The organism is Flavobacterium sp. (assembly GCF_047602195.1).
Lineage (GTDB): Bacteria > Bacteroidota > Bacteroidia > Flavobacteriales > Flavobacteriaceae > Flavobacterium.
In genome coordinates, this window is record NZ_JASGHW010000002.1 from 97,293 (window position 1) to 123,254 (window position 25,962).

At 46.4% G+C, this 25,962-nt stretch carries 24 protein-coding genes and 1 tRNA gene; 11 read left to right on the top strand and 14 right to left on the bottom strand.

The features are described 5' to 3' along the window. Positions 1 to 17 precede the first annotated feature (17 nt). Both QM717_RS01415 and xrtF read right to left on the bottom strand, forming a co-directional pair. Positions 18 to 476, bottom strand: a complete 459-nt coding sequence (locus QM717_RS01415) for an exosortase F system-associated membrane protein (RefSeq protein WP_415034095.1) — start codon at positions 474 to 476, stop codon at positions 18 to 20. Continuing rightward, entirely contained in the window at positions 445 to 1,008 is a 564-nt protein-coding gene (gene xrtF / locus QM717_RS01420; protein ID WP_415034097.1) for an exosortase family protein XrtF, read from the bottom strand. Before xrtF ends, QM717_RS01415 begins: the two co-directional genes overlap by 32 nt. Before the next feature lie 75 nt (positions 1,009 to 1,083). Between xrtF and QM717_RS01425 the strand changes: the two genes are divergently transcribed. After that, the gene (locus QM717_RS01425) at positions 1,084 to 1,539 is read left to right on the top strand and encodes a GAF domain-containing protein (protein ID WP_415034099.1); all 456 of its coding nucleotides are present in this window, start codon (positions 1,084 to 1,086) and stop codon (positions 1,537 to 1,539) included. Positions 1,540 to 1,834: 295 nt separating this feature from the next. On the opposite strand, the gene QM717_RS01430 is transcribed toward QM717_RS01425, so the two are convergent. Then, complete coding sequence (locus tag QM717_RS01430) at positions 1,835 to 2,140, bottom strand: hypothetical protein (protein WP_415034101.1); 306 nt, start codon at positions 2,138 to 2,140, stop codon at positions 1,835 to 1,837. Between the two features lie 51 nt (positions 2,141 to 2,191). Here QM717_RS01430 and rpsO point away from each other — a divergent pair, with 51 nt between their 5' ends. The 9 genes from rpsO (at position 2,192) to rpe (ending at position 13,583) form a co-directional block, all read left to right on the top strand. Continuing rightward, positions 2,192 to 2,461 carry a 30S ribosomal protein S15 gene (rpsO, locus tag QM717_RS01435; protein ID WP_091143045.1) on the top strand — a complete coding sequence of 90 codons (270 nt, stop codon included), beginning with the start codon at positions 2,192 to 2,194 and terminating at the stop codon, positions 2,459 to 2,461. A gap of 180 nt (positions 2,462 to 2,641) precedes the next feature. Then, the gene (locus tag QM717_RS01440; RefSeq protein WP_415034103.1) at positions 2,642 to 4,933 is read left to right on the top strand and encodes a polyribonucleotide nucleotidyltransferase; all 2,292 of its coding nucleotides are present in this window, start codon (positions 2,642 to 2,644) and stop codon (positions 4,931 to 4,933) included. 233 nt (positions 4,934 to 5,166) lie between these two features. After that, positions 5,167 to 5,841: a hypothetical protein gene (locus QM717_RS01445; RefSeq protein WP_415034105.1), complete on the top strand. Its 675-nt coding sequence runs from the start codon at positions 5,167 to 5,169 to the stop codon at positions 5,839 to 5,841. Further along, on the top strand, positions 5,838 to 8,027 hold the full coding sequence (locus QM717_RS01450; protein ID WP_415034107.1) for a TonB-dependent receptor: 2,190 nt from the start codon (positions 5,838 to 5,840) through the stop codon (positions 8,025 to 8,027). Before QM717_RS01445 ends, QM717_RS01450 begins: the two co-directional genes overlap by 4 nt. Further along, on the top strand, positions 7,945 to 8,601 hold the full coding sequence (locus QM717_RS01455; RefSeq protein ID WP_415034109.1) for a hypothetical protein: 657 nt from the start codon (positions 7,945 to 7,947) through the stop codon (positions 8,599 to 8,601). The genes QM717_RS01450 and QM717_RS01455 overlap by 83 nt, the downstream gene beginning before the upstream one ends. A 4-nt stretch (positions 8,602 to 8,605) precedes the next feature. Beyond that, the gene (locus QM717_RS01460; protein WP_415034111.1) at positions 8,606 to 9,820 is read left to right on the top strand and encodes a DUF4249 domain-containing protein; all 1,215 of its coding nucleotides are present in this window, start codon (positions 8,606 to 8,608) and stop codon (positions 9,818 to 9,820) included. Beyond that, positions 9,820 to 11,493 carry a hypothetical protein gene (locus tag QM717_RS01465; protein ID WP_415034113.1) on the top strand — a complete coding sequence of 558 codons (1,674 nt, stop codon included), beginning with the start codon at positions 9,820 to 9,822 and terminating at the stop codon, positions 11,491 to 11,493. Before QM717_RS01460 ends, QM717_RS01465 begins: the two co-directional genes overlap by 1 nt. Positions 11,494 to 11,593: 100 nt before the next feature. Next, the gene (locus tag QM717_RS01470; protein ID WP_026707723.1) at positions 11,594 to 12,457 is read left to right on the top strand and encodes an RNA polymerase sigma factor RpoD/SigA; all 864 of its coding nucleotides are present in this window, start codon (positions 11,594 to 11,596) and stop codon (positions 12,455 to 12,457) included. Positions 12,458 to 12,914: 457 nt separating this feature from the next. Continuing rightward, the gene (rpe, locus tag QM717_RS01475; RefSeq protein ID WP_415034117.1) at positions 12,915 to 13,583 is read left to right on the top strand and encodes a ribulose-phosphate 3-epimerase; all 669 of its coding nucleotides are present in this window, start codon (positions 12,915 to 12,917) and stop codon (positions 13,581 to 13,583) included. Positions 13,584 to 13,678: 95 nt separating this feature from the next. Here rpe and QM717_RS01480 read toward each other — a convergent pair whose 3' ends face one another. From QM717_RS01480 to QM717_RS01500, 5 genes are all read right to left on the bottom strand, one after another. Beyond that, the gene (locus tag QM717_RS01480; RefSeq protein ID WP_415034119.1) at positions 13,679 to 14,569 is read right to left on the bottom strand and encodes a DUF72 domain-containing protein; all 891 of its coding nucleotides are present in this window, start codon (positions 14,567 to 14,569) and stop codon (positions 13,679 to 13,681) included. Positions 14,570 to 14,707: 138 nt separating this feature from the next. Then, positions 14,708 to 15,550, bottom strand: a complete 843-nt coding sequence (locus tag QM717_RS01485) for a carboxypeptidase-like regulatory domain-containing protein (protein ID WP_415034121.1) — start codon at positions 15,548 to 15,550, stop codon at positions 14,708 to 14,710. 243 nt (positions 15,551 to 15,793) lie between these two features. Further along, entirely contained in the window at positions 15,794 to 16,441 is a 648-nt protein-coding gene (locus QM717_RS01490; RefSeq protein ID WP_415034123.1) for a response regulator, read from the bottom strand. Between the two features lie 7 nt (positions 16,442 to 16,448). Then, positions 16,449 to 18,263, bottom strand: a complete 1,815-nt coding sequence (locus tag QM717_RS01495) for a 7TM diverse intracellular signaling domain-containing protein (RefSeq protein WP_415034125.1) — start codon at positions 18,261 to 18,263, stop codon at positions 16,449 to 16,451. Between the two features lie 82 nt (positions 18,264 to 18,345). Continuing rightward, positions 18,346 to 19,161 carry a zinc-dependent peptidase gene (locus QM717_RS01500; protein ID WP_415034127.1) on the bottom strand — a complete coding sequence of 272 codons (816 nt, stop codon included), beginning with the start codon at positions 19,159 to 19,161 and terminating at the stop codon, positions 18,346 to 18,348. A gap of 19 nt (positions 19,162 to 19,180) precedes the next feature. On the opposite strand from QM717_RS01500, the gene QM717_RS01505 reads away from it, so the two are divergent. Beyond that, positions 19,181 to 19,327: a hypothetical protein gene (locus QM717_RS01505; RefSeq protein WP_415034129.1), complete on the top strand. Its 147-nt coding sequence runs from the start codon at positions 19,181 to 19,183 to the stop codon at positions 19,325 to 19,327. A gap of 153 nt (positions 19,328 to 19,480) precedes the next feature. Here the strand turns inward: QM717_RS01505 and QM717_RS01510 are convergent. The 6 genes from QM717_RS01510 to murC all read right to left on the bottom strand — a co-directional run bounded on the left by QM717_RS01510 (position 19,481) and on the right by murC (position 25,942). After that, a tRNA-Arg gene (locus tag QM717_RS01510) sits at positions 19,481 to 19,552 on the bottom strand. A 62-nt stretch (positions 19,553 to 19,614) separates the two neighbouring features. Further along, positions 19,615 to 20,064 (bottom strand): GatB/YqeY domain-containing protein, encoded by a 450-nt coding sequence (locus tag QM717_RS01515; protein ID WP_415034131.1) that lies wholly within the window; start codon positions 20,062 to 20,064, stop codon positions 19,615 to 19,617. Between the two features lie 264 nt (positions 20,065 to 20,328). Further along, positions 20,329 to 22,311, bottom strand: coding sequence for a cell division protein FtsZ (gene ftsZ, locus QM717_RS01520; RefSeq protein ID WP_415034133.1), 1,983 nt, complete (start codon positions 22,309 to 22,311; stop codon positions 20,329 to 20,331). Positions 22,312 to 22,416: 105 nt separating this feature from the next. Beyond that, positions 22,417 to 23,871 carry a cell division protein FtsA gene (ftsA, locus tag QM717_RS01525; protein ID WP_415034135.1) on the bottom strand — a complete coding sequence of 485 codons (1,455 nt, stop codon included), beginning with the start codon at positions 23,869 to 23,871 and terminating at the stop codon, positions 22,417 to 22,419. Positions 23,872 to 23,879: 8 nt separating this feature from the next. After that, entirely contained in the window at positions 23,880 to 24,605 is a 726-nt protein-coding gene (locus tag QM717_RS01530) for a cell division protein FtsQ/DivIB (RefSeq protein WP_415034137.1), read from the bottom strand. Further along, positions 24,602 to 25,942, bottom strand: a complete 1,341-nt coding sequence (gene murC / locus QM717_RS01535; RefSeq protein WP_415034139.1) for a UDP-N-acetylmuramate--L-alanine ligase — start codon at positions 25,940 to 25,942, stop codon at positions 24,602 to 24,604. The genes QM717_RS01530 and murC overlap by 4 nt, the downstream gene beginning before the upstream one ends. Positions 25,943 to 25,962: the final 20 nt, after the last annotated feature.

Consider the following 25,962-nt stretch of genomic DNA (forward strand, 5'->3'; position numbering starts at 1 on the left):
AAACAAAACAGACTTGTTTAAGAAATGTTATTTTTTGCCATTCGTTTTTGATAGTAAAACGCCGGAACAAACAACAAAACAAACAAAGGCTGGATCAAGAAACGCCTGACGTAGAAGACAATAAAGTTGTTCTCGCTACCGGAAAATGTGATCAATCCGAAAAACGAAGCCATCAAAACCACGAAAAATACCGCATACAAAATTCCCGCAAATTTGACCAAGGGCACCTCGCGGAACAGCACAAAAATAATCGCGAGCGAAATGATCGTATTGAGGAAATAACGTTCGGTCAAGCTCCAGAACAATTGCCAACCGTCGTATTCGGGAAAGGTCAAATTAAGGTAGTCGCCCTCGAAATAATACGCAAACGGATCGTAAAACAATGCGTGCTCATAAATACGCACGAGCGCAAGTAAAAAAACGAGCAGCAACGCGATACCGATCTTAAGCCGATTTTTCCACAGGTTTTTCAGCATACAACGAGAATTTATTGACCCAGACGACCCATAAAATAAAAACCACACCGTAAATAAACAGTGGAAACACCACACCGTGCAACAGTTCTTCGTGCTCGGGATACGCATGCAACGCCGCAGCCAAAATCGCAATCCGGCCAATATTGAGCACATGGACCAGGATGCCGCCGCCAAAAATAAACAGCACCGTCGTCCTGAATTTTCCGCTGAACGCCACAACAAACGAGATGAACAAGATGATGACGCTGAGCGCATTGCAACCTTCCACGATGCGCGCGACGAATTTCCCTTGGTACAGCAATTTGATGCTCGCCTGTTCGGGATGCGGTTCGGTAGCCACATCTGCATTAAAAAAAGCGAGTACTTTTTGGGTTTGCCCAGCGACCGATCGCGTAAAACCGTCGACTTCGAAATGCGCCTTATCGAACTGGTTCAAATACATCTGGTAGGCAAACGTCAGCAACGCATACGTCAGCAGGAATTTCCCGAGGAAAAGCAGAAAAGGTTTGTATTTGGTGAGGTATGCGGTCAAAACGGTTTTTTAACAAATTTATATAATTTTAAGTTGCGCCGATGGTTTACTTTTGTAGGGATAAAATTTAACATCATGACGCTCGAAGAATTAATGCCCAAAGTGACCGATATTTTGCACCACAAAAACCAATTGCGCGACGACAAATTGCTGCAGATTTGCCATTTGTTGCGCGACAACATCGACTATTACGACTGGGTGGGTTTTTATTTCCGCAACGGCGACAAAGAAGAACTGATTCTCGGCCCTTATGCGGGCGAACCCACCGACCATACCGTGATTCCTTTCGGTAAAGGCATTTGCGGACAGGTCGCGGTTTCGAACCAGAACTTCGTCGTTCCCGATGTCATGGCGCAGGACAACTACATCGCCTGCAGCATCACCGTCAAATCGGAAATCGTCGTGCCGCTTTTCGTGGACGGCCAGAACATTGGGCAAATCGACATCGATTCACACCTCATTGACGCATTTGATGAAGCCGATGAGCGTTTTCTGGAGTTTGTGAATGCTGGTATTGCGAAATTGTTCTAAGGAGCTGTTTCCCGCTTTCCACTGCAATCTTTTGACAAAAAGAGATTTCCCTGCGCTGCGCTTCGGGTAATCCTTTTTGCAAAAGGATTTCCGTTGCTATCGGGGCTATGCTTCAATCTTTCTTATAACAATCTTTTTAAACCGCACAATTCCCTTATAAAGCGGATTACAATTTTTCAATTATAACAAGACGTTCCTCGTGAGGTCAGCGCGATTCAATCGTGGCAGGCGGGCACCAGCAGTTTGAAGATGGCGTAAAATCAAAAGCTGTCTGAGCGAAGCGAGTTCTTTTGATTTAGCCATCGAAAACGAGCTGGTCGCCGAACGATTGTGCGCCCGGCATTTTTGCTTCTTTTGTTGCCAGACAAAAGAAGGCCCTCGCGGCAGCGACCGCGTTAGCGATAGCAGCGAAAATCCTTTTGCTGCCGTAGCATAGTGGAGGCAGTAAAAGATTGCAGCGAATAGCGCGGCCGCAACCATCAAATTTTAAATTGAAAGAAAAAACTTCTACTGCGGCAACGCCACAAAAAATATTTTCAAAATCCGACAAACGACATTCAAAACGTTTGCAATTCCAAAAAATAAAATTACCTTTGCGCACGAATTGGAAAATCCAGTTCGATACATAATAATCATTTAAATAAATATTAGCATGTACTTAACATCAGAAGTAAAAGCTGAAATCTTCGCTAAACACGGAGGAAAAGCAGAAAACACAGGATCTGCAGAAGGACAAATCGCTTTGTTCACCTTTAGAATCAACCACTTGACGGAGCACTTGAAAAAGAACCGTCACGATTACAACACAGAGCGTTCGCTCGTGAAATTGGTAGGTAAAAGAAGAAGCCTTCTCGACTACCTGAAAAAGACTGAAATCAACAGATATCGTGAGATCATCAAAGAATTGAATATCAGAAAATAATCAAAGAGAGGTGCAAACGCGCCTCTTTTTGTTTTTACGTTCTTACAAATACACCGGTTTCCAAAGTGGATTCCGGAACGGAAAAAAGTAATGGTTTTTCATTGGGTTTTAGATAACTACACAACAACTACAACACTACAACACAACTAAAACCCATTGTTTAATCATCAAAAATAACTTATGATTCCACAAGTTACAAAAGAAGTAATCGATTTGGGAGATGGCAGAAGCATCTCGATCGAGACCGGAAAATTGGCCAAACAAGCCGACGGTTCAGTAGTAGTACGCATGGGAGACGCTATGTTGCTTGGCACCGTAGTCTCTGCCCGTAAAGCAAGTCCAGGCGTGGACTTTTTACCACTCACGGTAGATTACCGTGAAAAATTTGCCGCAGCGGGTCGTTTCCCGGGCGGATTCTTTAAGCGTGAAGCGCGTCCTTCCGACAAGGAAGTATTGACCATGCGTTTGGTTGACCGCGTTTTGCGTCCCTTATTCCCAGATGATTACCATGCAGAAACGCAGGTGATGATCCAACTCATGTCGCACGACGAAACCGTAATCCCTGATGCACTCGCCGGTTTGGCTGCATCAACGGCGCTGGCTTTGTCTGACATTCCATTCGAAACCTTGATTTCTGAAGTACGCGTTGGCCGTGTAGACGGGCAGTTCGTCATCAACCCTAGCCCTGAGCAATTGGCGCTTTCTGACATCGACATGATGATCGGTGCCTCTGAAGATTCGATCGCGATGGTCGAAGGCGAGATGAAAGAGATTTCAGAGAAAGAAATGGTCGACGCGATCAAATTCGCGCACGAGGCCATCAAGGTTCAAATCGCTGCACAAAAGCGTTTGCAGGCTGCTTTCGGAAAGAAAGACATCCGCGAATACGAAGAGGAAAGAACAGACAACGACATCAAGAAGAAAGTCTACGATATGTCGTATGACCAATATTATGCCATCGCACAGGAAGCTTCGGCCAAGCACGAGCGTTCAGAGAAATTCTCTGCCGTGAAGGACGAAGTACTCGCTGCATTCACCGAAGAAGAATTGCTCGAAAATGGCGACTTGATTTCGAAATATCTGTACAAATCACAGAAAGAAGCCGTTCGCAACGTCATCCTCGATTTGGGCTTGCGTCTCGATGGTCGTAAGACTACCGAAATCCGCCCGATCTGGTGCGAAATCGACTACTTGCCACGTGCACACGGTTCGGCCGTATTTACACGTGGGGAAACCCAAGCCTTGGCTACGGTCACTTTAGGAACTTCACGCGAGGCGAACATCATCGACGCACCGTCTGAGCAAGGAGAAGAAAGATTCTACCTGCACTACAATTTCCCGCCGTTCTCAACCGGTGAAGCCAAGCCATTGCGCGGAACTTCCCGTCGTGAGGTCGGTCACGGAAACTTGGCGCAACGTGCTTTGAAAAACATGATTTCTGAAGAAAATCCCTATACTGTCCGTGTGGTTTCTGAGGTTTTGGAATCGAACGGTTCGTCTTCGATGGCGACGGTTTGTGCCGGAACTTTGGCACTCATGGATGCCGGTGTCAAAATGACCAAGCCGGTTTCGGGTATCGCCATGGGATTGATCACCGATGGTGCGCGTTTCGCGGTATTGTCGGACATCTTGGGCGACGAGGATCACTTGGGCGACATGGACTTCAAGGTAACCGGTACCGCAGACGGTATCACGGCTTGCCAGATGGACATCAAGATCGACGGATTGCGTTATGAGATTATGGAACAGGCGTTGTCGCAGGCACGCGATGGCCGTTTACACATCTTGGGTAAATTGACCGAAGTGATCGAAACGCCACGCGAAGATGTGAAACGTCACGCTCCGAAAATCATCATGGCTTCTATCCCATCCGACTTGATCGGCGCCTTCATCGGACCAGGTGGAAAAGTAATCCAGGAGTTGCAGAAGAATTCAGGAACTACGATTGTAGTGACCGAAGCCGACAACCTGGGTATGATCGAAATCCTCGGTACTTCTCCGGAAGGCATCGATATGGTTCTCAGAAAAATCGAGTCTTTGGTGTTCAAACCGCAAATCGGCGAGACTTACAAAGTGAAGGTCATCAAGATCATGGATTTTGGTGCGGTCGTAGAATACATGGACGCTCCAGGAAACGAAATCCTGCTCCACGTATCGGAACTCGCTTGGGAACGTACCGAAAATGTAACCGATTTGGTGAACCTCGGCGACGAACTCGAAGTGAAATACATGGGTATCGACCCGAAGACCAAAAAAGAACGCGTATCCAAAAAAGCGCTCTTGCCACGTCCGCCACGCGATGAAAACGCACCGCGTCCGGAAAGACGTGACGGCGACCGCGGACCAAGACGCGATGGCGACCGCCGCGACAACCGTGGCCCACGCAACGACCGTCGTGACGACCGTGGACCGCGTCCGGAAAGAAAGGAAAACAATGAAAATAGAGATTCAGGCGAAACCCCGCAGGAATAATATTTTCTTCCGATAGCAAAACCCGATTTATTGATTTAAATCGGGTTTTTGTTTTTTAACTTTTGCTGGCCATGTTAAAAAAGTCAATCCAGATTGATTTTGTAGTCTTTTTTTTATCTTTATGCCATCAGCAATCAAAGTTATACCATCAGACATTACGTTTTTGCCCTATGAAATTCTCCATCCATAAGCACGGTCTTTGGATTTCCATTCTTCTGCTTGTTTTTTTTAAAATGCCAGCCCAAAACCAACCCAGTGCCGGGTGGTTTGAAACTTTCGACAATCAGGTGGGCCAAAAAAATCTTGCAATCAATAACGGAACCATCCATAGCAATCTTTTTAAGCCTGCCAACAATTCCCACCGTTACCTGCTTGACCAATATTCGGCTGGAAATGTTTTCTATGATGGGCAATGGTATCCCGGACACCCGCTCAAGTACGACCTTTACCTGGACAATCTCATCGCCAAAGTAGACGGCCAGAACAACAACACGGGAATCAACCTCATTACCAGCAAGGTGGATTATTTTGAGATGGATGGAAAAAAATTCGTCAACCTCAATCGCTATGACGGGGCTCGGGCACTGGCCAAAGGTTTTTATGAAGAAGTCGCCGTGGGGGCACAATGTCAATTGTACGTCAAACACCAGAAAGAGCGTCAGGAAATTGTAAGAAGCGACGGGACGTTTAGCAAATTTACACCCGCTGAAAGTTTTGTACTCCAACGCAACGGGGTTTGGTATGCCATCCAATCGCAAAGCTCTGTGGTTGCGGTTTTTCCAGATTTTCAAAAGAACATTGCTGCATTCTACGAGGCCAACGGCAACCTGCGCAGCACCGATCCGAAGCAATTCATGAAGAACCTGATCCAGCACCTGCAATCGCTGACCCAAAACGGAAACCGATGAGGAAAATACTTTTGTTTCTTTTGGTCCTGTCCCAATTTCCTGTTTTTGCGCAGGAAAATGACCAACGCATTACGGCATCCTTTGAAAATCTAAGCCGAATGGCCGCCATCGAGAAAATCGAACAGGTGGCCCATGTCCAGTTTTATTTCGATCCAAACTGGCTCAAGGAAGACAACGGAACCGTTTCAGGAAATTTCAACGATGCACCGCTCAGCGAAGTGTTGCAAACCTTGGTAAGCAATACCACGCTCAATTTTTATGTCGACGGGAACCGCGTGATATTGACCCGCAACAGCGTCATTTATGACCATTTGCCCGATCAGTTTTTTGGACAAGACACATCCGCCCAAGAATCGGAAGAAGGCATCAACAAACCGGTTTTCCGTCAGCAATATGACTCCATCAGCAGCGGGCAGCAGAATCGCATCGCCTTCATCGGCAAGGAAAACAAAAAGAACGAAAGCAAATCCTACACTATATCTGGAACGATTACCGACAACCAGTCGGGAGAAGGGGTCGCCAACATCAGCATCCGCGTACTTGGAAAGAAAATCAGTACGGTCACCGATGCCAATGGAAACTACAGCTTGCAACTTCCGACGGGCATCCATACCCTATCGGTAGAATCGGTCGGACACCAGAAAGTCACGCGCAAGATTGTCGTATACAGCAACGGAAGGCTGCACTTCGGGGTCACCGAAAAAGTCAACATGATCGAGGAAGTCAACGTAAAGAGCAAGAAAAACCAAGCCATCCGGACTGCTGTCACCGGCGTGACAACGATCGAGGCCGAGGGCATCAAAAATGTACCGCTGATTTTCGGCGAAAGGGATGTTTTGCGTGTCGCAATCGCCATTCCTGGAATCAAAACCGCGGGGGAAGGCGCCGCAGGATTTAACGTGCGCGGCGGTAAGGAAGACCAGAATTTGTTTTTGCTCGACAACGCCTTGCTGTACAATCCGACGCACTTTTTTGGATTTTTCTCGGCCTTGAATCCGTACACGACCAAGAAAGTCGATATTTACAAAGGCAGCATTCCGGCGGAATTCGGCGGTAGATTGTCATCGGTTTTTGACATCTCGACCAAAAATGGCGACACCGAGAAATTCATGGGCGAAGCGGGCATCGGTCCGGTGACGAGCAACATCAGTTTGAGCACGCCGATCGTCAAGGGAAAATCGAGTTTGCTTGTAGGCGGCAGGGCGGCCTATTCGAATTGGATCCTCAAACAACTCGACGACGAGTCGCTCAAAAACAGCAAAGCCGGATTTTACGACGGAATCCTCAAATACGTCCACAAGATCAACGACAAGAACGCGATAGAATCGACGGTGTATTACAGCCACGACTCGTTCAGCATCAGTTCGGATTCGTTGTACAAATACAGCAACCGATTGGTTTCGCTCAAATGGAACCACGCCTTCAATGACAAAAACAAAGGAGCCCTGATCCTGACCAATACCGAGTACAAATTCGGAATCGATTATGAGAACAATGGCCGCGAGGCGTTCGATTTCGGTTACCGCGTCAACGAAACGCAAATGATGCTCAAGATGAATTACCAGATGAACGCCAAACACAAGTTTTCGTACGGGCTTTCTTCCAAATACTACGGCATCAACCCCGGCGATCTGGATCCGATCCATCCAGAAACACTGCTGGTACCGATACGCATCCAGAAGGAAAAGGCACTCGAGTCTGCCCTGTATGTTTCGGACAGTTACAAAGTCAATGAAAAATTGCTGATCGATGTGGGCCTGCGTTATTCGTTCTACGCGGCTTTGGGCGATTCGCAGCAGCGTGTGTATGAAGCAGGCAAACCCAAAAGCGACGCTTCGGTGGTTGAAACCAAAACCTATGGCAACAATGAAGTCATGAAGACCTACGGCGGTTTGGAACCGCGTATTGCCGCGCGTTATTTCCTCATGGAGGATTTGTCGGTCAAGTTCGGTTACGACAAGACATTCCAGTATTTGCACCTCTTATCGAGCAATACGACCCAATCGCCAACCGATACCTGGAAACTTTCGGACACCAACGTCAAGCCGCAGCGCGCCCAACAATTTTCACTGGGCCTGTACCAAAATCTGGCCGATGATGTGTATGAAATCAGTCTCGAAAGGTTATTTCAAGCAATCGAAAAACATCCTCGACTACAAGGTGGGCGCCGAATTGCTGCTCAATGAAAATGTAGAAACCGAATTGTTGCAAGGGGAAGGAAAAGCCTATGGCGTGGAGCTTTTGCTCAAGAAACAAATCGGAAGGCTCAACGGATGGATTGGCTACACTTATTCGCGCAGTTTCGTCAAATTAAAGGGCGCATTCAATGAAGAAACCGTAAACAACGGCAAATATTTCGCGGCCAATTTCGACAAACCGCACGATGTGAGCGTCGTACTCAATTACAAATTCACCAAGCGCTACAGTTTGTCGAGCAATTTTGTGTACCAGACCGGCAGGCCGATCACTTACCCGATCGGGAAATACGTTTACGGCAACGCCGAATACACTTTGTACAGCGACCGAAACGCTTTCCGCATTCCTGATTATTACCGTTTGGACATCGGCATCAACATCGAGGGCAACCACAAAATCAAAAAACTGGCGCACAGTTTCTGGAATATTTCCGTTTACAATGTCTTGGGACGCAACAATCCGTATTCGGTTTATTTCGTGACCAAGAACGGCGAAATCAAGGCGTATAAGACTTCGATTTTTGCAGTTCCGGTGCCGACCATCACGTACAACTTTAAGTTCTAGTCCAATGGAAAAGAGTTTCTTTAAAAATATATTTTTCTTGGTATGCTGCTGCCTGACGCTCGTGGGCTGTACCGACCCTTATGCCTTGCAGACCAATAATTTTGAAAGCGCTTTGGTTGTCGAGGGCACGGTGACCAATGAATTGAAAACGCAGGAAATCAGGATCACACGCACCTTCCGTCTCGAGGAAACCAAAGCGGCCGTCGAATCGGATGCGGTGGTTTATGTCACCGACAGCGATGGCGTTGAATACGAATTTGTTGAAAATGGGGAAAAATACACCTCGGTCGAGCCATTTCAAGCCCTTGCGGGAAAATCCTATCGATTGACCATCATCACCCGTGAGGGAAAAACCTATCGTTCGACTCCGGAAACATTAACGACGGTCAACCCGATCCAGGAGCTCAAGGCTGCTGTGGTGACCAACAGCCAAGGCGAAAGGGGCGTTGAAATCAGGACAAACAGTTTTGACCCGAACAACACTTCCAAATATTACCGGTACGAATATGAGGAAACCTACAAGATTATTGCCCCGACCTGGTCTGAATTCAGTTTGGTGCTCGTGCCGCCGCCCACGCCCGGGCCGCCATCGACTTACGGAGTGACCATTGTTCCGCGCGAGAATCTCGACACCAAAATTTGCTACAGCACCAAAAAATCGGATGACATTATATTGACCTCCACCAATGAACTCAGCGAAGACCGCGTTGATTTTCCGGTGCGGTTCATCAGCGACCAGAGCTACATCATTTCGCACCGCTACAGCATTTTGGTCCGCCAATATGTGCAGAACTTGGCCGCCTATACTTTTTACAAAACGCTCAAGGAAGTCTCAAGCTCGGGTGGCAACATCCTGTCGCAAAACCAGCCCGGTTTCTTTTACGGCAATTTAAAATCGGTTGACAATCCCGATGAAAAAATCATCGGTTTTTTTGAGGTGGCTTCGGTTTCTTCAAAAAGAATTTTTTTCAATTATGCCGATTTGTTTCCCGGGGAAGATTTACCGCCTTATGTGGTGGAATGCGGGACGTCGACTTATCTTTTCTGCTTTGGCCCCGGCAATCCGCAATGCCGTGGCGCTGCAGTGGTTTCTGGGTTGCAAACGCAATCGTTGATTTATGTATCGGGTGACGAACCTTCTTATGTAATGTCGGCTGCGCCTTGTGGCGACTGTACGCTTTTTTCGTCTAACGTAATACCTCCATTTTGGGAAGACTGATGAGATATTTTGGCTTTTTATTGCTGCTTGCCGCAAACCTGCTTTCGGCCCAAAAAAACAATGCTTTGATTGGGCGGGAAAATCTGTTTGTACAGACCAATGCCCAGGTATTGGTAACCGGAGAAACTTTGTACTATCAGTTGTATTGTCTCCAGGCAAACAACAACCAATTCAGTCCATTGAGCAAAGTGGCCTATCTGCAATTGGTCGACCGGAACCGAAACGTCGTATCTACCCAAAAAATAATGCTCGAAAACGGCATTGGAAACGGCGATTGCTTTATACCCACTACGCTCAAAAGCGGCTCCTATAAATTGATTGCCTTTACCCGATGGATGCTGGGCGACGGGAATCGTTTTTTTGAAACCGATATCGCCATCATCAATCCGTATGCAACCGCTTCTGTACAGATCCAAAGCGACACCGCCCGGTCCAGAAAGGAATTGCCCGCTGTGGTCACCTCCGAAGTGCTATCGCTGCATCCCGAAAAGAAAATCTATGGTTTGAGGGAAAAAGTCAACCTCAAGATTACCGGGCATGACGCAATCGGCCATTATGCGTTGTCGGTCAGAAAGGTAGATGAGCTGCCATACGGCCAATCCCAAAACACGGTCACTTTTGCTACCGCTCATACAAACGAGAAACCCCAGGTCAGTGCCCGGTTTGTGCCTGAACTTCGCGGGGAAATCGTTTCCGGAAAAATCACCTCCAACAATGGCAAAAGTGTGTCCCATAAAACGGTGGCGCTTTCCATTCCAGGCGCATCATTTGCGTTCAAATTGGTCTCTACCGATGCCCGAGGCGGTTTTATTTTTGTCCTCGACAAGAACCTTCCTGCCCGCAACAGTGTGGTGCAAATTGTGGGAGAGGACCGAAATGAGTATGCGATTGTCCTGGACCCTGTCCCGAGCATTGATTTGACTTCATTGGTTTTTCCCGACAACTTCCGACTCAACCCTGCTTGGCGCAACTCCATCGAGAAAAGGATGGTGGCCAGCCAAATTGAAAACGCTTACATCGACCAAAAAAAGGACAGTGTTCCGCTTCCGGTTGCAACGGTTCCTTTCTTTGACTCCTTGCAGAAAGAATACATCCTGGACAATTATACCCGTTTCCCGACCATCAAGGAAACCATTACCGAAGTCCTCGAGGAGGTAAACTACAAAAAGACAAAAGACCATTACCAGGTGTTTCTCAAGGATTATTACACCGAGAATGCGCTCTACGGACCGCCATTGGTACTGGTAGACGGCATACTGATCCAAGATTTAAATTTGCTTTTTGACTTTCCGGCCGCCCATTTCTCCAAGGTGGCGCTGGTCAATGCGCCTTACATTTACGGACCGAAGACTTTTGGCGGCATCATCAGTTTTACCACCCGAAATGCCGATTTCCCTGCTTTACCCCAAAGCGGGTTCATCCAGAACACGGTACTTTTCCGTCCGATTCAATCCAAAAAATATTTCAATCCGGATTATGCCGCCGATGCCAACAAACGCATCCCCGATTACCGTACGCAATTGCTTTGGGAACCCGAAATAAAACTGAACGATGGCGAATCCGTACATTCGTATTATACATCAGATGTATCCGGTACTTATGAAATTATCCTTCAAGGGTTTTCTGCAACAGGCAACCCGGTTTATGTCAGGGATTATTTCGAAGTTCGGTAGTATTTTTTAAAAAAATTGCGCTTTAAAAATTTTTTTGTAACTTTTTACCATACCATTACGTACAAGCCAAGTACACTTTAAACAAAGGAGACAAAAAAACATGAGACAGCTCAAAATTACCAAGCAGGTAACCAACAGGGAAACTGCATCCTTAGACAAGTACTTACAAGAAATTGGGAAAGTCGACCTTATCACCGCTGACGAAGAGGTGGAATTAGCACAAAAAATCAAAGCCGGAGACCAAAGAGCACTTGAAAAGCTCACCAAGGCGAACTTGCGTTTCGTGGTTTCCGTAGCCAAACAATACCAGAATCAGGGACTCACCCTCCCCGATTTGATCAACGAAGGAAATTTGGGTCTCATCAAAGCTGCACAACGATTTGACGAAACCCGCGGTTTCAAATTCATCTCTTACGCCGTTTGGTGGATTCGCCAGTCGATTTTGCAGGCACTCGCCGAACAATCGCGTATCGTTCGTTTGCCGCTCAACAAAATCGGTTCGATCAACAAGATCAATAAAATGTATGCTTTGCTCGAGCAATCGAACGAGCGCCCACCGAGTGCCGAAGAAATTGCGAAAGAGCTTGACATGACTGTCAATGACGTAAAAGAGTCGATGAAAAATTCCGGGCGTCACCTGTCGATGGATGCGCCATTGGTTGAAGGTGAAGATTCCAACCTGTACGACGTATTGCGTTCGGGTGAATCACCAAATCCGGACCGCGAATTGATCCACGAATCTTTGCGTACCGAAATCGAGCGCTCTTTGGAGACTTTGACTCCGCGTGAAGCCGATGTCGTTCGTTTGTATTTTGGCCTTGGCGACCAGCATCCGATGACGCTCGAGGAGATTGGCGAAACCTTCGATTTGACCCGCGAACGTGTCCGTCAAATCAAGGAAAAAGCGATTCGAAGACTCAAACATACCTCAAGAAGTAAGATTTTAAAGACTTATTTAGGTTAAATTTTTAAAATTTGTAGGTACAAATAAAATAATTGTTTATGTTTGGAACCTGAACGAAAACGATTTCAAGAAATTCTGGCACAGAATTTTCTATATAACCGCAACAACAGTCTGATTAACTGTTCGTTTTTTGATTGATGATTGAAACTCCGGCTGATTACCGGAGTTTTGTTTTTTATCAACTTCCCTAACCAACATTTTTCTTTTTTCAACCAATTAAGAAATTAAGAAAATTAAGACTTAATGCCACTTAACATAGTTTAAAATTTGGGCGTTGCCTTCGGCCGGGCTATCGGCTGCACGCGGTGCTTGCCTCTATCCCTAACGCAAAAGAAAACTTCTAAATTCACTATTCGTCGGGCATCATTCAAAAAACTTATATTTGCAAAAAAAATCAAGGTCGAATGCCGATTAACGAATTTCGAATCATGAAATTTACAACAACTACACAACTCACATGAAAAACACCATCATTGCCCCATCCGTTTTAGCCGCCGATTTCGCCAACCTCCAGCGCGATATCGAAATGGTCAACAATTCCCAAGCCGACTGGTTCCACATCGACATCATGGACGGCGTTTTCGTCCCGAACATTTCTTTCGGGATGCCCGTGCTCGAAGCCATTACCAAACACGCCAAGAAAACCATCGACGTGCATTTGATGATTGTCGATCCAGACCGCTACATCAAGACATTCGCTGATTTGGGCGCCAATGTACTGACCGTGCATTACGAAGCCTGTACGCATTTGCACCGCACCTTGCAAGCCATCAAGGCGGAAGGCATGGAAGCTGGCGTTGCGATCAATCCGCATACGAATGTCGGTTTGCTCGAAGACGTGATCAACGACATTGATTTGGTGTGTATTATGAGCGTCAATCCCGGTTTTGGCGGACAGTCGTTCATCGAAAACACCTACAAGAAAATCAAACAGCTCAAGGAAATCATTACGCGCAACGGTGCCGATACAATCATCGAGATTGACGGCGGCGTAACCAGCAAAAATGCAGTGGCTTTGGTCGAGGCAGGCGCAGACGTTTTGGTGGCCGGAAACTTCGTTTTTAAAGCCGAAAATCCGACGCAAACCATCGCCGAACTCAAGGCAATGACTTCAATCGCCGTTTAATTTTAAAAATAAAGGCCACGGCACAAGCGCAGCGAACGGGCAAAGCAATTCGCGAATTTTACAATTTGAAATTCGTGAATTTGTGGCTTTATAATTTAATCGAACATTGATTTTTGTGTATGTTGTCTCGCAGGAATGTGCAACGACAACCCGAGTTTGTCATTCATCTTTTTGATAAAATGCTCGGCCAACAAGGGCGATTCGACTTCGATATTCTGGTGGACGAAGAAATAAAGTTTCTGCAAACCTTCGTCTTTCCATTTTTCGATTCGGGCAACCCATTCGTCCAATCTTTGGATGTCGGTCGGATGATTCGCTCCTACATAGCGCACAAACGCCACCGGCGAAGTCAGCCGCATGTGCAGCATATCGCGTCTTCCGGCCGTATCGACAATGATGTTGGACATTTCGTTCTTTTCGAGCAACGTACAAAATCGGTTTTGATTTTCCGCAGCAAACCATTCCGCATTGCGCACTTCGACCCCCAGCGGAACGCCTTTCGGAAATTCGTTCAAGACCTTTTCCAACCGATCAAAGTCTTTGGGTTTAAAGTTGTCGTGCAATTGCAGGAATGCCATCCCAAGCTTTTCCTCGAAATTGCTGATGGCATTACAGAAATTGTCGACCGGCTCCTTCACATCGATCAAACGGCGGTAATGGCTGATCAAATCGGTGAGTTTGGGAAAAAACTTGAAACCATCTGGGGTTTTGTTTTTCCAGGTCTCGACCTGCTGCCAGTCGGGCATTTTGTAGAAGGTGGCATTGAGTTCAATCGAGTTGAATTGCGTCGCGTAATAGGTGAGTTCATCCTTCGTACCGCGCGGATAAAACCCCTTGAGGTCGGTGCGGTTCCATTTGGCACAACCGACATAGGCTTCAAATGGCGCCTCGTTCTTGTGTTTGCCTAAAATGGTTCTGGTTTGTGGCGCATCTGCCGGCAACTTGAAATCGATTGCTTCTGGATTTTCTACTTGTCCGAATTTCATGTTTTTTCACACAAAGTACGTGGAAGTTGTGAAACTGCCACCAATTTTTAATTAAATTTTCTAACGGACTGGAAAAAAAATAAAAAAAACAGGCAGTTGTAAAGATACGCCCACCTGCTTCCATCATCAGAAAAAATGTTAGTTGCTCATCATTCTCATATAGAAATAATGTTCGTTGGGCGAACCGAGTCCGCTTTCATAAGAGCCCGAACCGCTTTCCGGCCTGAAATAATATTCCGCATTCGGGGTGAAAGCATCGGGGTTCCCCGCGCCGATGTATACCAATTTGTTGCTGCCGTCTTTCCTGCAGGTTGCCGTAATGGTGTATTGGGTTGCAGGAATATCGTTGATGTAATAAGCCTGTCCGACACCGTCGACGATCGTGAATCGTTTTTCCACGGTTCTTCCCGCAGCAGATGTGCCGTCGAGGAATTTGGCACCGGCCGCCGGAGTTAATGTAATGGTAACCTCTGTTCCCGGCGCCATCTGGTCGGAAAAAGAATTGTAATTGATGAACTTGACCGTTCCACCAAAATACCCACTCCCGTTTTCATTGCTCACTACCCTGTCTGGTATCCTGCCGTTTAATTTCCATACAAAATTTTTGGTGACGCCGCTGGCCGGAACGTTGAAAGCATCATAATCTGAATTACTTTCCATTCCCAACCGAACCTGATAGGTCGCGTTTTCTGTCGTGGCCTCTTTCCATGCATATATTTTGTATCCGCCAATCGCACTGACGGTAATGCTGTATTGCCCGGCATTATTGCTGGTTGTGGTGTAGTGGATGTTGTTGCCGTTGGGGTTTTCGATCCTGATCCTGGCATTTGAAATGGGATTGCCCGATCCGTCCTTGACGGTTCCGCTGACCGTGTACGGTTTTCCCGGCTGTGCCGCATCGGGTGTCGGGCGGTTGTCATCGTCTGAGCAGGAAGCCAGGAGGACATTCAATAATAAGAATACTGTTGCTAATTTTTTCATTTTTAAAATATTTAACTGTTGTTGATTGAGATTTAAACTTATGATTGCTGTTTTCGCAGCACATTTCGGGCATCATCAAAGCACATTTTGTCTTCAATGGACCAGTCAGATTTGAAAGTTTGGAGAATTTTGGAAATCGTTTTTTGATTTCACACCCCTTCTTTGTTGGGTACAAAATTATTTCCATTGCGACAACGACACAATGGGCACTGCTGCTTAAATTTATGGGTAGTATTGCTTATCTCAAGCGTTTAGGTGTTCGATCGCAAAGCGGAGCAGGCTGTTTTTCCCACTGAGTTCGAGCTTTTTTGCAATATTCATGCGGTGGTTGGAAACGGTCTTCTCGCTCACGAATAAGTCTTCGGCTATTTCCTTGGTCGATTTGTATTGTGCAATTTTCTCCATTATTTTCCTCTCAGATGGTGTAAGCGACTCGAGTTGCGAAGCGGCAGTATTGCGATTTCTATTTTGATTCTTGAGCAGGAATGAGGACATTTCAGGGCTGATGTAGGACTGAAATTTATTGACGGCCGCAATGGCGTTGATAATGTCCATGACCGCATTTTCTTTCAATACGTAACCCGATATCCCGATTTCCAACGCTTTCAGAAAAGTATCTTTGGCCTTGTGCATTGTGAGAAGGATGATTGCAACACCGGGCTTTTTGGCCAGAATTTGTTCGGCCACTTGTAGTCCGTTTGCACCGGGCATATCGATGTCAAGGATGGCAATGTCAAGCTCGTTGGCCAAAGCAGCCGCAATCGCATCAATGCCATTGTCTGCTTTGCAAACCACTTGCAGGTTCTCTACATCGTCGATGACTTCGTGCAACCCTTTTAAAAAAATGGGATGGTCATCGGCTATTAATATTTTTACTTTTTCGATGTTCATGGCTTGATTATTTTTTGCCTGGAATCAGAAATTCAAAAGCAGTTTCGTTTTTCCGCGAAGCAATGGCCATTGTGCCTCCCAATATCTGTAACCGCTCCTTGATTCCCTTGAGCCCAAAGCCTGTATGGTTTTCATTGGTGTCAAAACCGATACCGTCATCGCTGATGGCTATTTTAACACCATTGTCCTGACTTTTTATGGCAATCGCTACATTTTTTGCCTGCGCATGCTTAATGATGTTGTGGATGCATTCCTGTATGATCCGGTAAACATTGATCTGCCCTTCATTGTCAAAGAGGGCATCAATGTTATCCAGACTGATCGTGTAATCTATCTGCGCGACATCGAAACTTTCCGACACCATGCTTTTGACCGAACTGGTCAGTCCCAGCAAATCCAATTGATAGGGTCTTAATGCATACGAAATATTCCTGATTTCCTGAATGGCTTCTGCTACATTGTGGCTCAATGTATCATCGGGTTGTTGCGGCGCATTGGCTTTAAACGGTGTGCTGCGCAGAATTTTGTTTTTGATCAGCACCAATTTCTGCCCAAGGCTGTCGTGCAATTCAGAGGCTATTCTTTTGCGCTCCGCCTCCTGCATATTGATCAACTCCCTCGAAAAATGAATCGCTTGAAGATAGGCTTCCTCCTGCAACCGCTCTTTTTCTTTTTTATAAAAATTGAACTTATCGGCCAACGCGAAGGACAATATGACCGCTTCTATGGCCGCACCGATAAACAAAGACGAATCGGTCCAATAATTTTCTTCAAGAAAACCCCTCATTTTGAATTCAAATACCACGCTCATCGCCACCAGCGCCCCAAAACCAATCAGGTAATAAACCGCAGGGGCAAAACCATTTTTATAGGCGATGAAACCTGCCAGAATCCAATAAACAAAAAGAGTGAAAATCAATATCGCCGCCAATAGGATGGCCAATTTGTACCATCCGAAAGCATAACAGAACAACGGCGACATACAAATGACCATAAGCGGTTTTCGTATTTTATAAATGAATGGCGCGTATTGCTGGGTTTGCAGAAAGGAATTGGTGAACAGAATACTGAACACCGAAATTATCGGAAGTATGGTTGTGGTATTGATCCAATCGACCCAAGGCACAAAAATTTGCAGATGGCCCGCCACGATATTCGTATGCAAGATGGCTGTAGAAATATAGCCAATATAATAGAGATATACTTTTTCCCGAAGCGAAAAATACACAAACAGGTTGTACAACAACAAAGCGACGGCAATGGCCGTAAAAAAGCCGTCCCCGTAAGACCCAAACAAGGTGTCTTCATACAACTGCTGCATCGTGCACAGTTGCATGGAAGTCCTGATCAAGGTTTTACTCGTGGCTCGGATGTAAATTTCATTTTTTACATCATCGGACAGCGTTATGGGAAAGATCACATTGTTAGAAAATACGGGCGCCTTACGGGAACGGTGGTCCCCGCTTAGTGTCAAAGATTGCACTTTCCCATTTGCACTTAGCTGATAAACGGTAAGCTCGTGCATGAAACCGCCCTTGATTTCGAGAAACCACTCACTGGTCCCGCTTTTATTTTCGACCTCAAAACGGTACCATATCGCCTCGGAAAAATTTCCCAAAAAATCAGGGACTTTGTCTTTGGCCTTTTCGAAATGATGTTTTGCTTTTTTGACTTGTTCAAAACGCAAAGACGCCTGTCGATCTTGCAGATAATAAGGATACGAAATGCTGTTCCTTTGAACGGTATCCGATAAAGTGATTACCTGCGCAGAAGCCGGCACCGAAATCATAGTAAACAGCAAACCCAAGACAAATCTTTTCATATCCTTTCAAAGATAGCGAATAGGAATAATCCGTCCTATGGGTAGTATTTCTCATTTTATAGGAATACGCCCAATGTATTTTTTAGAATCCCGATTGGCGTTCGCTTTCGGCATGCCGGTGGTTGAGCATAATACTGACGTTGCGATACAATTCGGGAAATTCCTGATGGAACTGCTGTGGCGTTTCAAAATAATGCTCGATGATAACGGCCAAAAACTCAAAATGGTCGGTATAGGCATAAATCCTGAAGTAATTGGAGTCAATCAATTTTTGCAAGTTCCCGGGTTCTTTCAGGTCTTCTGTAATGCGTTTATACATCCTGGTAAAAAGAATAGCGCTTGGGTCTTCGTTTTTTGTTCCATGGTAATGCACGACATGCGAAAACTCATGAAGTCCGAGGTTTAGATTGTCGTTGTGGGTTTCATAGCCTTTCAAAAAATCCTCCCATGAAAACACTACGGCTTTAACGCGCGGATTGAATTCGCCTTTGTGGTACTGTTCGGTAATGGTAGACAGATAAATGCCGGGATAGACAATGATTTTCTGTACCACCTCAAACAAATATTTGCGCATCCCAAAAGTAAGCATGACTGCGGTAGCCGAAATGAGCACCTTTACTTGGTCGGTGATGACAAAGCCTTCCTTGCCGATGAATTCGTGCTTCTCGATGAAACGCGCCATACGGTGCTTGAAATAGCCTTTGTGCTTTTCTGAAAGCGTATTGTAAAAGGGAAATTCCTGGCGCAGTATCGATTCCTGTATTTCGGTGGGTCTTTTTTTTCTTGGGTAAAAATGAATGTACAGTGGCTTTTTGAAAATATGCATGTAGATTTCTTCGATCACAATAAAAAAAGTGGCCTGGACAATCCATACCGTAAAGACAATAAGAGCGGCCAATATTAAAAGCGCAATCAGTATGAGCAAAACATCCATGCTTCAAAGCTATGAAAATGCAGGAGAAAAAAGGATGTTTAGACCAAAAGAAAAGCTGTCAAAACGCATGGCCTTGATTACTTTTGATGAATCAAAAGTACCTGACAGCCACTGGCTGTCCTTCTTTTAATTTCACCCGAGCGCCAGCGCGAACTGGCGAAGCAAATGTGATCCCGAGAGGATTGCGCTCCGCGCTTCCTCACAGGGCTCCGCCCTGAAAAAAGGAATGCCCAGAAAATGCTCAAGCGAGCTTGGACATTTTCTGGGCATTCCTTTTTATTCGTGATCCCGAGAGGACTCGAACCTCCATCATCAGAACCGGAATCTGACATTCTATCCGTTGAACTACGGGACCTATTTGGGGATTGTTGGATTGTCAGATTTTCAGAAACTCCGATGATCTGACGATCTGAAAATCTAAGACAGTAACTTCTTGACAATCGTCGAAATCGTCTTGCCATCGGCTTTGCCGGCGAGTTCGGCCGAGACCAAGCCCATCACCTTGCCCATCGCGGCCATGCCGGAGGCACCGCTCTCGGCGATGATTCTTGAAACGACGGCCTCGACTTCGGCTTCGCTGAGCTGGGCCGGAAGGAATTTCTCGATGACCGCGGCCTGCGCGAGTTCTGGCTCGGCGAGGTCGGGACGGTTCTGTTCGGTGAAAATGCGCGCGCTTTCCTTACGCGTTTTCACAAGGCGCTGGAGCAGTTTGATCCCTTCTTCTTCCGAAACTTCTTCCTTCGAACCCGAAGCGGTTTGCAACAGCAACAGTTCCGATTTGACGGCACGCAATGATTCGAGTGCGACAGTATCTTTGGCTCTCATGGCGTTTTTGATTTCGTCCATGATTTGGGTTTGTAGACTCATGATTGTCTTGTTTAATCGTTGATTTTGTTAAATCGTGTAATCGTTTTAGCCCGGATTGAAACGGAAAGCCTTTTGGATTAAAAGGTATTTTTTGCCCGTTGGTGACGGCGACCAACGGAAGCCGGAAGCAGCGTAGCAAAAAAACTTTTTTGACAAAAGCTTGTAGTGCAAAGCCGGATTGGCTCCAAAACGAGTGCGAAGATAAAAAAAATAACCCGAAATTCATATGGAATCTCGGGTTATTCGGCTAGAGTTTGAGTTAGCTTAATCGACGTTGTCGTGCAGGAACGAATTGTTGGAACGCAACTGGATGTCGTCGTTGCTGTCGGTTCCTAACGAGGTACGCGATTGATTGTTGTTTTCCGGTGTCCCGGAGATATCGATGCCGCTGCGTTTGTAGGCCGGTTCTTTTTCGAACTCGTCGATGCGCGACGGATTGTTGTGGAATTTATAGTTGAATTCCTTGAGCTTTCTTCTGCGCTCGTCCGCGCGAAATTTCAAGGTTTCCTCGATCGACATTTCCATAGGCGACACTTCTTCGAACGCTGGGGAGAACGCCGATGGCAGTTCTTCTTTTTTCGTCATTTTGATGTCGAGTTCGGGTGCGATCGGTTCGGCCACTTCTTTGGCTTCAACCGGTTTCGAGTTGAGCAAGTCGTTTTCGACTTCCATGTATTCTTCGAGAGAATATTTGATGATGCCGTTCTCGTTGAGCTCGGTCATCGGCACCACTTGTACCGGTTGGTTGACGGTGATTTCTTTGGTTTCCTCAGTCAATTCGAACAGGATCTTGTTCTCGTCGATGAAGGCTTCGGTCACTTCCGGCTTGGCCACTGGAAGATCGAATGAGAACGTAAATTCTGGTTCTTCTACTTTATGGTCTACGACTTTGATCTCGCGTACGTCCATCGCTGGCGTATCGATCGTAAAATCGAGTGGCTTTTCGGGCGAAACGATTTCAAACGTCACATCGAGGTTCTTGATGAATTCAGAGATGACGATGAGTTCGTTTGGGTCGAGTTCGGGTTCTTGTACTTCGTTGATGACCGGCATTTCGAAGCTCGCAGGAGCATCAACGACCGCCGCCGGTTCTTCCTCGATGAGTTCAAAGACGATTTTCTCCTCCGTCTTTGCCACTGGGGCGTTTGGGCTGGTCGTAAAGGATTCGAGGTTCTTTTGGGTCAAATCCTGTGTGAGTTTTTGTTCGCCGTCCAAAGAATGGATGATTTTCTTGGGCTCGGTATTGACGATTTCGTTTTGTTGTTCTACATTAAATCCTGTAGCGATAATCGTCACTGCGATGGAATCGCCCAAAGTTTCGTCTTCACCGACCCCCATGATGATGTTGGCGTTGAATCCGGCTTCGGTTTGGATGTGGTCGTTGATTTCACCGATTTCGTCAATCGTGATTTCATTGGTTCCAGAAACGATAAGCAACAATACGTTTTTGGCTCCGGTGATTTTGTTGTCGTTCAATAATGGCGAATCGAGCGCAGCAACAATCGCTTCTTTCGCACGGTTTTCACCGATCGCTACGGCAGAACCCATGATCGCAGTGCCGCTGTTCGACAATACGGTCTTGGCATCTTTCAAGTCGATGTTTTGCGTGTAGTGGTGCGTGATGACTTCGGCAATACCGCGTGAGGCGGTAGCCAAGACTTCATCGGCTTTCGAAAACCCGGCTTTGAATCCGAGGTTTCCGTACACTTCGCGCAATTTGTTGTTGTTGATCACGATCAGTGAATCGACTTGCTTGCGCAATTTTTCGACACCCAATAACGCCTGGTCCGAACGCACTTTTCCTTCAAACTGGAACGGAATCGTTACAATTCCAACAGTAAGAATGTCGCGTTCTTTGGCCAATTGCGCAATCACTGGCGCAGCTCCGGTTCCGGTACCACCGCCCATACCGGCAGTGATGAACACCATCTTGGTATTGGAATCGAGCATCTTTTCGATGTCGGCGATGCTTTCGATGGCCGATTGCTGGCCGACTTCTGGGTTTGCCCCTGCACCGAGTCCTTCGGTCAGGTTCACCCCGAGTTGAATTTTGTTTGGTACGGCGCTGTTTTGCAAGGCTTGTGAATCAGTGTTGCAAACGATAAAGTCTACCCCTTTGATGCCCTGCTTGAACATGTGGTTGATGGCGTTACTTCCGCCACCGCCAACACCGATTACTTTGATGACATTCGATTGGTTTTTTGGTAAATCGAATGAAATGCTGCCAAAATCTGAGTTGCTTGTCATAATATTTTGGTTTATTGTTTATTCTTTTTTATTAATTACGAAGTTTTTTGGTTCGCTGAAGCGAACTTACCTCAAGCCCACCGGGCTTGCTCCTCTATATCTCATTTATTCTGCGTTATCCAAAAAATCTTTAATCTTGTCTACGTATTTGTCAAAAAACGACTTGCGGATCTTGACCTCGGTAGACTCCTGTTTCGGTTCGGCGGTCTCGTGGTACACGGCCACCGGCTCCGGTTTGGGCTCAGTAGGTTGTGGGGCTTCGTATGTGGGTGTTGGTTCTGGGGCTTTGGGAATGCGCACTTCGGTGTTGCCGCGCGTGACGGTTTCGAATTGGTAGTCCTTCTGGAAAGTGACTTTTTCCGGAACCACCGTCGTTTCGATTTTCACGGCGCTCTGCGTCTTGTTTTCGATGCTGTTCATCACCAGACCGACCGCCGTAGCATACAACGGGCTCGATATTTCCTCATCGGAATTGCCGGCCAAATGCTCGTTCGGGTAACCGATACGCGTATCCATTCCGGTGATGTATTCCACCAATTGCTTGATGTGTTTCAAATTCGCGCCGCCACCGGTCAGGACGATTCCTGCGATCAATTTCTTGCGCGGGTCTTCGTGTCCGTACGACTTGATTTCGGCGAACACTTGCTCGATGATTTCCACGACACGTGCATGGATGATTTTCGAGAGGTTTTTTAATGATATTTCTTTCGGCTCTCTTCCGCGCAATCCCGGAATCGAAACGATTTCATTGTCTTTGTTTTCGCCTGGCCAGGCCGATCCGAATTTGACTTTCAAGAGTTCGGCTTGTTTCTCGATGATCGAGCAACCTTCCTTGATGTCGTCGGTAATGACGTTGCCTCCGAAAGGAATCACGGCCGTGTGACGGATGATGCCGTCCTTGAAAATAGCCAAGTCTGTTGTTCCACCACCGATATCGATGAGTGCCACACCGGCTTCTTTTTCTTCCTGAGAAAGCACCGCATCGGCAGAAGCCAACGGTTCCAACGTCAAGCCCGACAATTCGATGCCCGAACTTTGGATGCAACGACCCACGTTTCTGATCGAAGACGCCTGTCCTACGACCACGTGGAAACTCGACTCCAAACGACCGCCGTACATGCCGATCGGTTCTTTGATGTCGGATTGTCCGTCGATCTTGAATTCCTGCGGCAAGACGTGGATGATTTCCTCGCCCGGCAACATCGCCAGTTTGTGAACCTGATTGATGAGCAAATCGATATCCTTGCCACCGATCACTTCCTCGGCATTGTTGCGGCTGATGTAATCTGAATGCTGGATGCTGCGGATGTGTTGTCCGGCGATACCGACCACGACGTCCTTGATTTTGTAACCCGACTTATTCTCTGCTTCGGCAATCGCGAGCTGGATCGATTGGATGGTTTGCGTGATGTTGTTCACGACACCGCGCGCCACACCAAGGCTTTTCGATTTTCCGACACCCAGGATTTCCAGTTTGCCGTACTCATTTTTCTTGCCGATCATCGCAACGATCTTGGTCGTCCCGATGTCTAAACCTACTGCAATGTTCTCTTTTTCCATACTCTCTTTTATTTGGTACATACGACCTGCTGCGTAAATTTCAGGTTGATTTGTTTATACTTGTACAATGAACTGTCGGTCACGGCTTTTTGAAAAAACGCTTTGTAATTGCTGAATTTTCTTTCGATGTTGATCGTTTTGCCAAAATCGATGGCGTAATCAAAATCCCTGTTCAACATTTTTAAGCTGCCATTGGACAAAACTTGCACACCAATGATATTCTTTTTCAAAAATTCATCGTCGTAAACAAATCGCAACAATTTGTTTAATTCGTCTCTGTTTGCCTTGTTAATTTCCCCCGAAATGATTGGAACCCTTGCGGTGAATTCCGGCGACAACGGCATTTCATTTCCCTGATAATCAATGTAAAATGAACCGTTTTCGTCGAATACCCTGGCGATAGGTGTTTTTTGTTTGACCACCGCTTTGAGGACACCATCAATGCTGACAAAAACCTCCGATTTTTCAATCATCGGGTTGCCGTTGATGGATTTTTCCAACTTGTTCAAATCTACTTTATCTTTTCGGATGCTTTTGGCATCGGTTCTATTTTCTATTAACAATTTATTAACCGCCTCCTGTTTGATAAACGGGTCCGAATCGTTCGTAAAAACGACCACCGATTTGGTCAACTTTCTTTGCTGGTTGCGCTGCGCCGTAAACGAATACAACCCAATTACTAACGCAAACATTAATAACAATCTGATGTTGGTCCAGTTAAAAATCCTTTTCATAACAACGCCTTTTTAATGTCATTTACCATTTCGCCTATATCGCCCGCACCGATGGTCACGATTACTTTTTTTCCGCTGTTTTTGATTTCGGAAATCAAGTCGTTCTTGCCCACCAATTTGCGGTTCGGATTCGTCATTTTACCCAGGAGCCATTGCGAGGTAATGCCTTCCATCGGCAGTTCGCGTGCCGGATAAATATCGAGCAAAATCACCTGATCAAAAACCGACAGACTTTTCGCAAAATCATCGGCAAAATCTTTGGTGCGGCTGAACAAATGCGGCTGGAAAATCGCGAGCACTTCCTTGTCCGGATACAACTCCGAAACCGCTTGATGCACCGCATTGATTTCGGTCGGATGGTGCGCATAATCATCGATGTACACCAAATCGTCGGTCTTGATCTGATACGAAAATCTTCGCTTGATTCCTTTAAATGTCACCAAGGCTTTGGCGATACTGTCGGTCGGGGTGCCGAAAGTCCTGGCCATGGCCAAAGCCATCAGTGCATTCGTTAAATTGTGTTTGCCGGGCAAGCCGAACTGTAAATCTTTGATGGTTTCCGTGGGCGTCTGCACATCGAAAACATATTGTGAATTTTGGATCCTGACGTTGAATGCTTTGTATTGTGCGTCTTCATTGACCGCCACCGTCATTCCGTCAAGCGGCAATCCTTTGGCGACGAACAATTGATTTTTGTCTTGGGTCTTGTCGGCGAATTCACGGAATGAAGCCTCGATTGAAGCCGAATCGCCGTAAATGTCCAAATGATCGGCATCCATCGAAGTCACACAGGCGATATCGGGATGCAAATGCAGGAACGAACGGTCGAATTCATCGGCTTCCACGACGGTGACTGTTTTTCCGCTGCCGATCAGGTTCGAATTGTAATTCTCAACAATGCCGCCCAAAAAAGCCGTTACATCGGCACCGCTCTCGTACAAAATGTGTCCGAGAATGCTCGAAGTCGTCGTCTTTCCATGCGTTCCCGCTACGGCGAAACAAAATGTGTCTTTGGTAATCAATCCCAAAACCGCCGCACGTTTCTTGACCAGGTATTGCCTTTCGATGAAATAATTCCACTCGGAATGCGTGATCGGAACAGCCGGCGTCACGACAACCAATGTATTTTCTACGTAATAATCTTTCGGAATCAAATCGATTGCGTCTTCGAAATGAATGTCGATGCCATCGGCCATCAATTCGTCGGTGAGCATCGTCGGGGTTTTGTCGTAACCGCAGACGTTCTTGCCGATATTCTTGAAATAACGGGCGAGTGCGCTCATTCCGATGCCTCCGATGCCGATGAAATAGACGTTATGGATTTGATTCAAGTTCATAGTTCCTGAGTAGCTGAGCG

Bases quoted from the DNA above. Each gene is read 5' to 3' on its own strand.
- QM717_RS01485 (WP_415034121.1), bottom strand. From the start codon at position 15,550: ATGAAAAAATTAGCAACAGTATTCTTATTATTGAATGTCCTCCTGGCT.
- QM717_RS01505 (WP_415034129.1), top strand. From the start codon at position 19,181: ATGAGCAAAACATCCATGCTTCAAAGCTATGAAAATGCAGGAGAAAAA.
- QM717_RS01470 (WP_026707723.1), top strand. From the start codon at position 11,594: ATGAGACAGCTCAAAATTACCAAGCAGGTAACCAACAGGGAAACTGCA.
- QM717_RS01460 (WP_415034111.1), top strand. From the start codon at position 8,606: ATGGAAAAGAGTTTCTTTAAAAATATATTTTTCTTGGTATGCTGCTGC.
- QM717_RS01450 (WP_415034107.1), top strand. From the start codon at position 5,838: ATGAGGAAAATACTTTTGTTTCTTTTGGTCCTGTCCCAATTTCCTGTT.
- QM717_RS01425 (WP_415034099.1), top strand. From the start codon at position 1,084: ATGACGCTCGAAGAATTAATGCCCAAAGTGACCGATATTTTGCACCAC.
- QM717_RS01495 (WP_415034125.1), bottom strand. From the start codon at position 18,263: ATGAAAAGATTTGTCTTGGGTTTGCTGTTTACTATGATTTCGGTGCCG.
- QM717_RS01465 (WP_415034113.1), top strand. From the start codon at position 9,820: ATGAGATATTTTGGCTTTTTATTGCTGCTTGCCGCAAACCTGCTTTCG.
- ftsZ (WP_415034133.1), bottom strand. From the start codon at position 22,311: ATGACAAGCAACTCAGATTTTGGCAGCATTTCATTCGATTTACCAAAA.
- QM717_RS01440 (WP_415034103.1), top strand. From the start codon at position 2,642: ATGATTCCACAAGTTACAAAAGAAGTAATCGATTTGGGAGATGGCAGA.
- QM717_RS01490 (WP_415034123.1), bottom strand. From the start codon at position 16,441: ATGAACATCGAAAAAGTAAAAATATTAATAGCCGATGACCATCCCATT.
- murC (WP_415034139.1), bottom strand. From the start codon at position 25,942: ATGAACTTGAATCAAATCCATAACGTCTATTTCATCGGCATCGGAGGC.
- QM717_RS01530 (WP_415034137.1), bottom strand. From the start codon at position 24,605: ATGAAAAGGATTTTTAACTGGACCAACATCAGATTGTTATTAATGTTT.
- QM717_RS01445 (WP_415034105.1), top strand. From the start codon at position 5,167: ATGCCAGCCCAAAACCAACCCAGTGCCGGGTGGTTTGAAACTTTCGAC.
- QM717_RS01480 (WP_415034119.1), bottom strand. From the start codon at position 14,569: ATGAAATTCGGACAAGTAGAAAATCCAGAAGCAATCGATTTCAAGTTG.
- rpe (WP_415034117.1), top strand. From the start codon at position 12,915: ATGAAAAACACCATCATTGCCCCATCCGTTTTAGCCGCCGATTTCGCC.
- QM717_RS01415 (WP_415034095.1), bottom strand. From the start codon at position 476: ATGCTGAAAAACCTGTGGAAAAATCGGCTTAAGATCGGTATCGCGTTG.
- QM717_RS01455 (WP_415034109.1), top strand. From the start codon at position 7,945: ATGAAATCAGTCTCGAAAGGTTATTTCAAGCAATCGAAAAACATCCTC.
- QM717_RS01515 (WP_415034131.1), bottom strand. From the start codon at position 20,064: ATGAGTCTACAAACCCAAATCATGGACGAAATCAAAAACGCCATGAGA.
- ftsA (WP_415034135.1), bottom strand. From the start codon at position 23,871: ATGGAAAAAGAGAACATTGCAGTAGGTTTAGACATCGGGACGACCAAG.
- rpsO (WP_091143045.1), top strand. From the start codon at position 2,192: ATGTACTTAACATCAGAAGTAAAAGCTGAAATCTTCGCTAAACACGGA.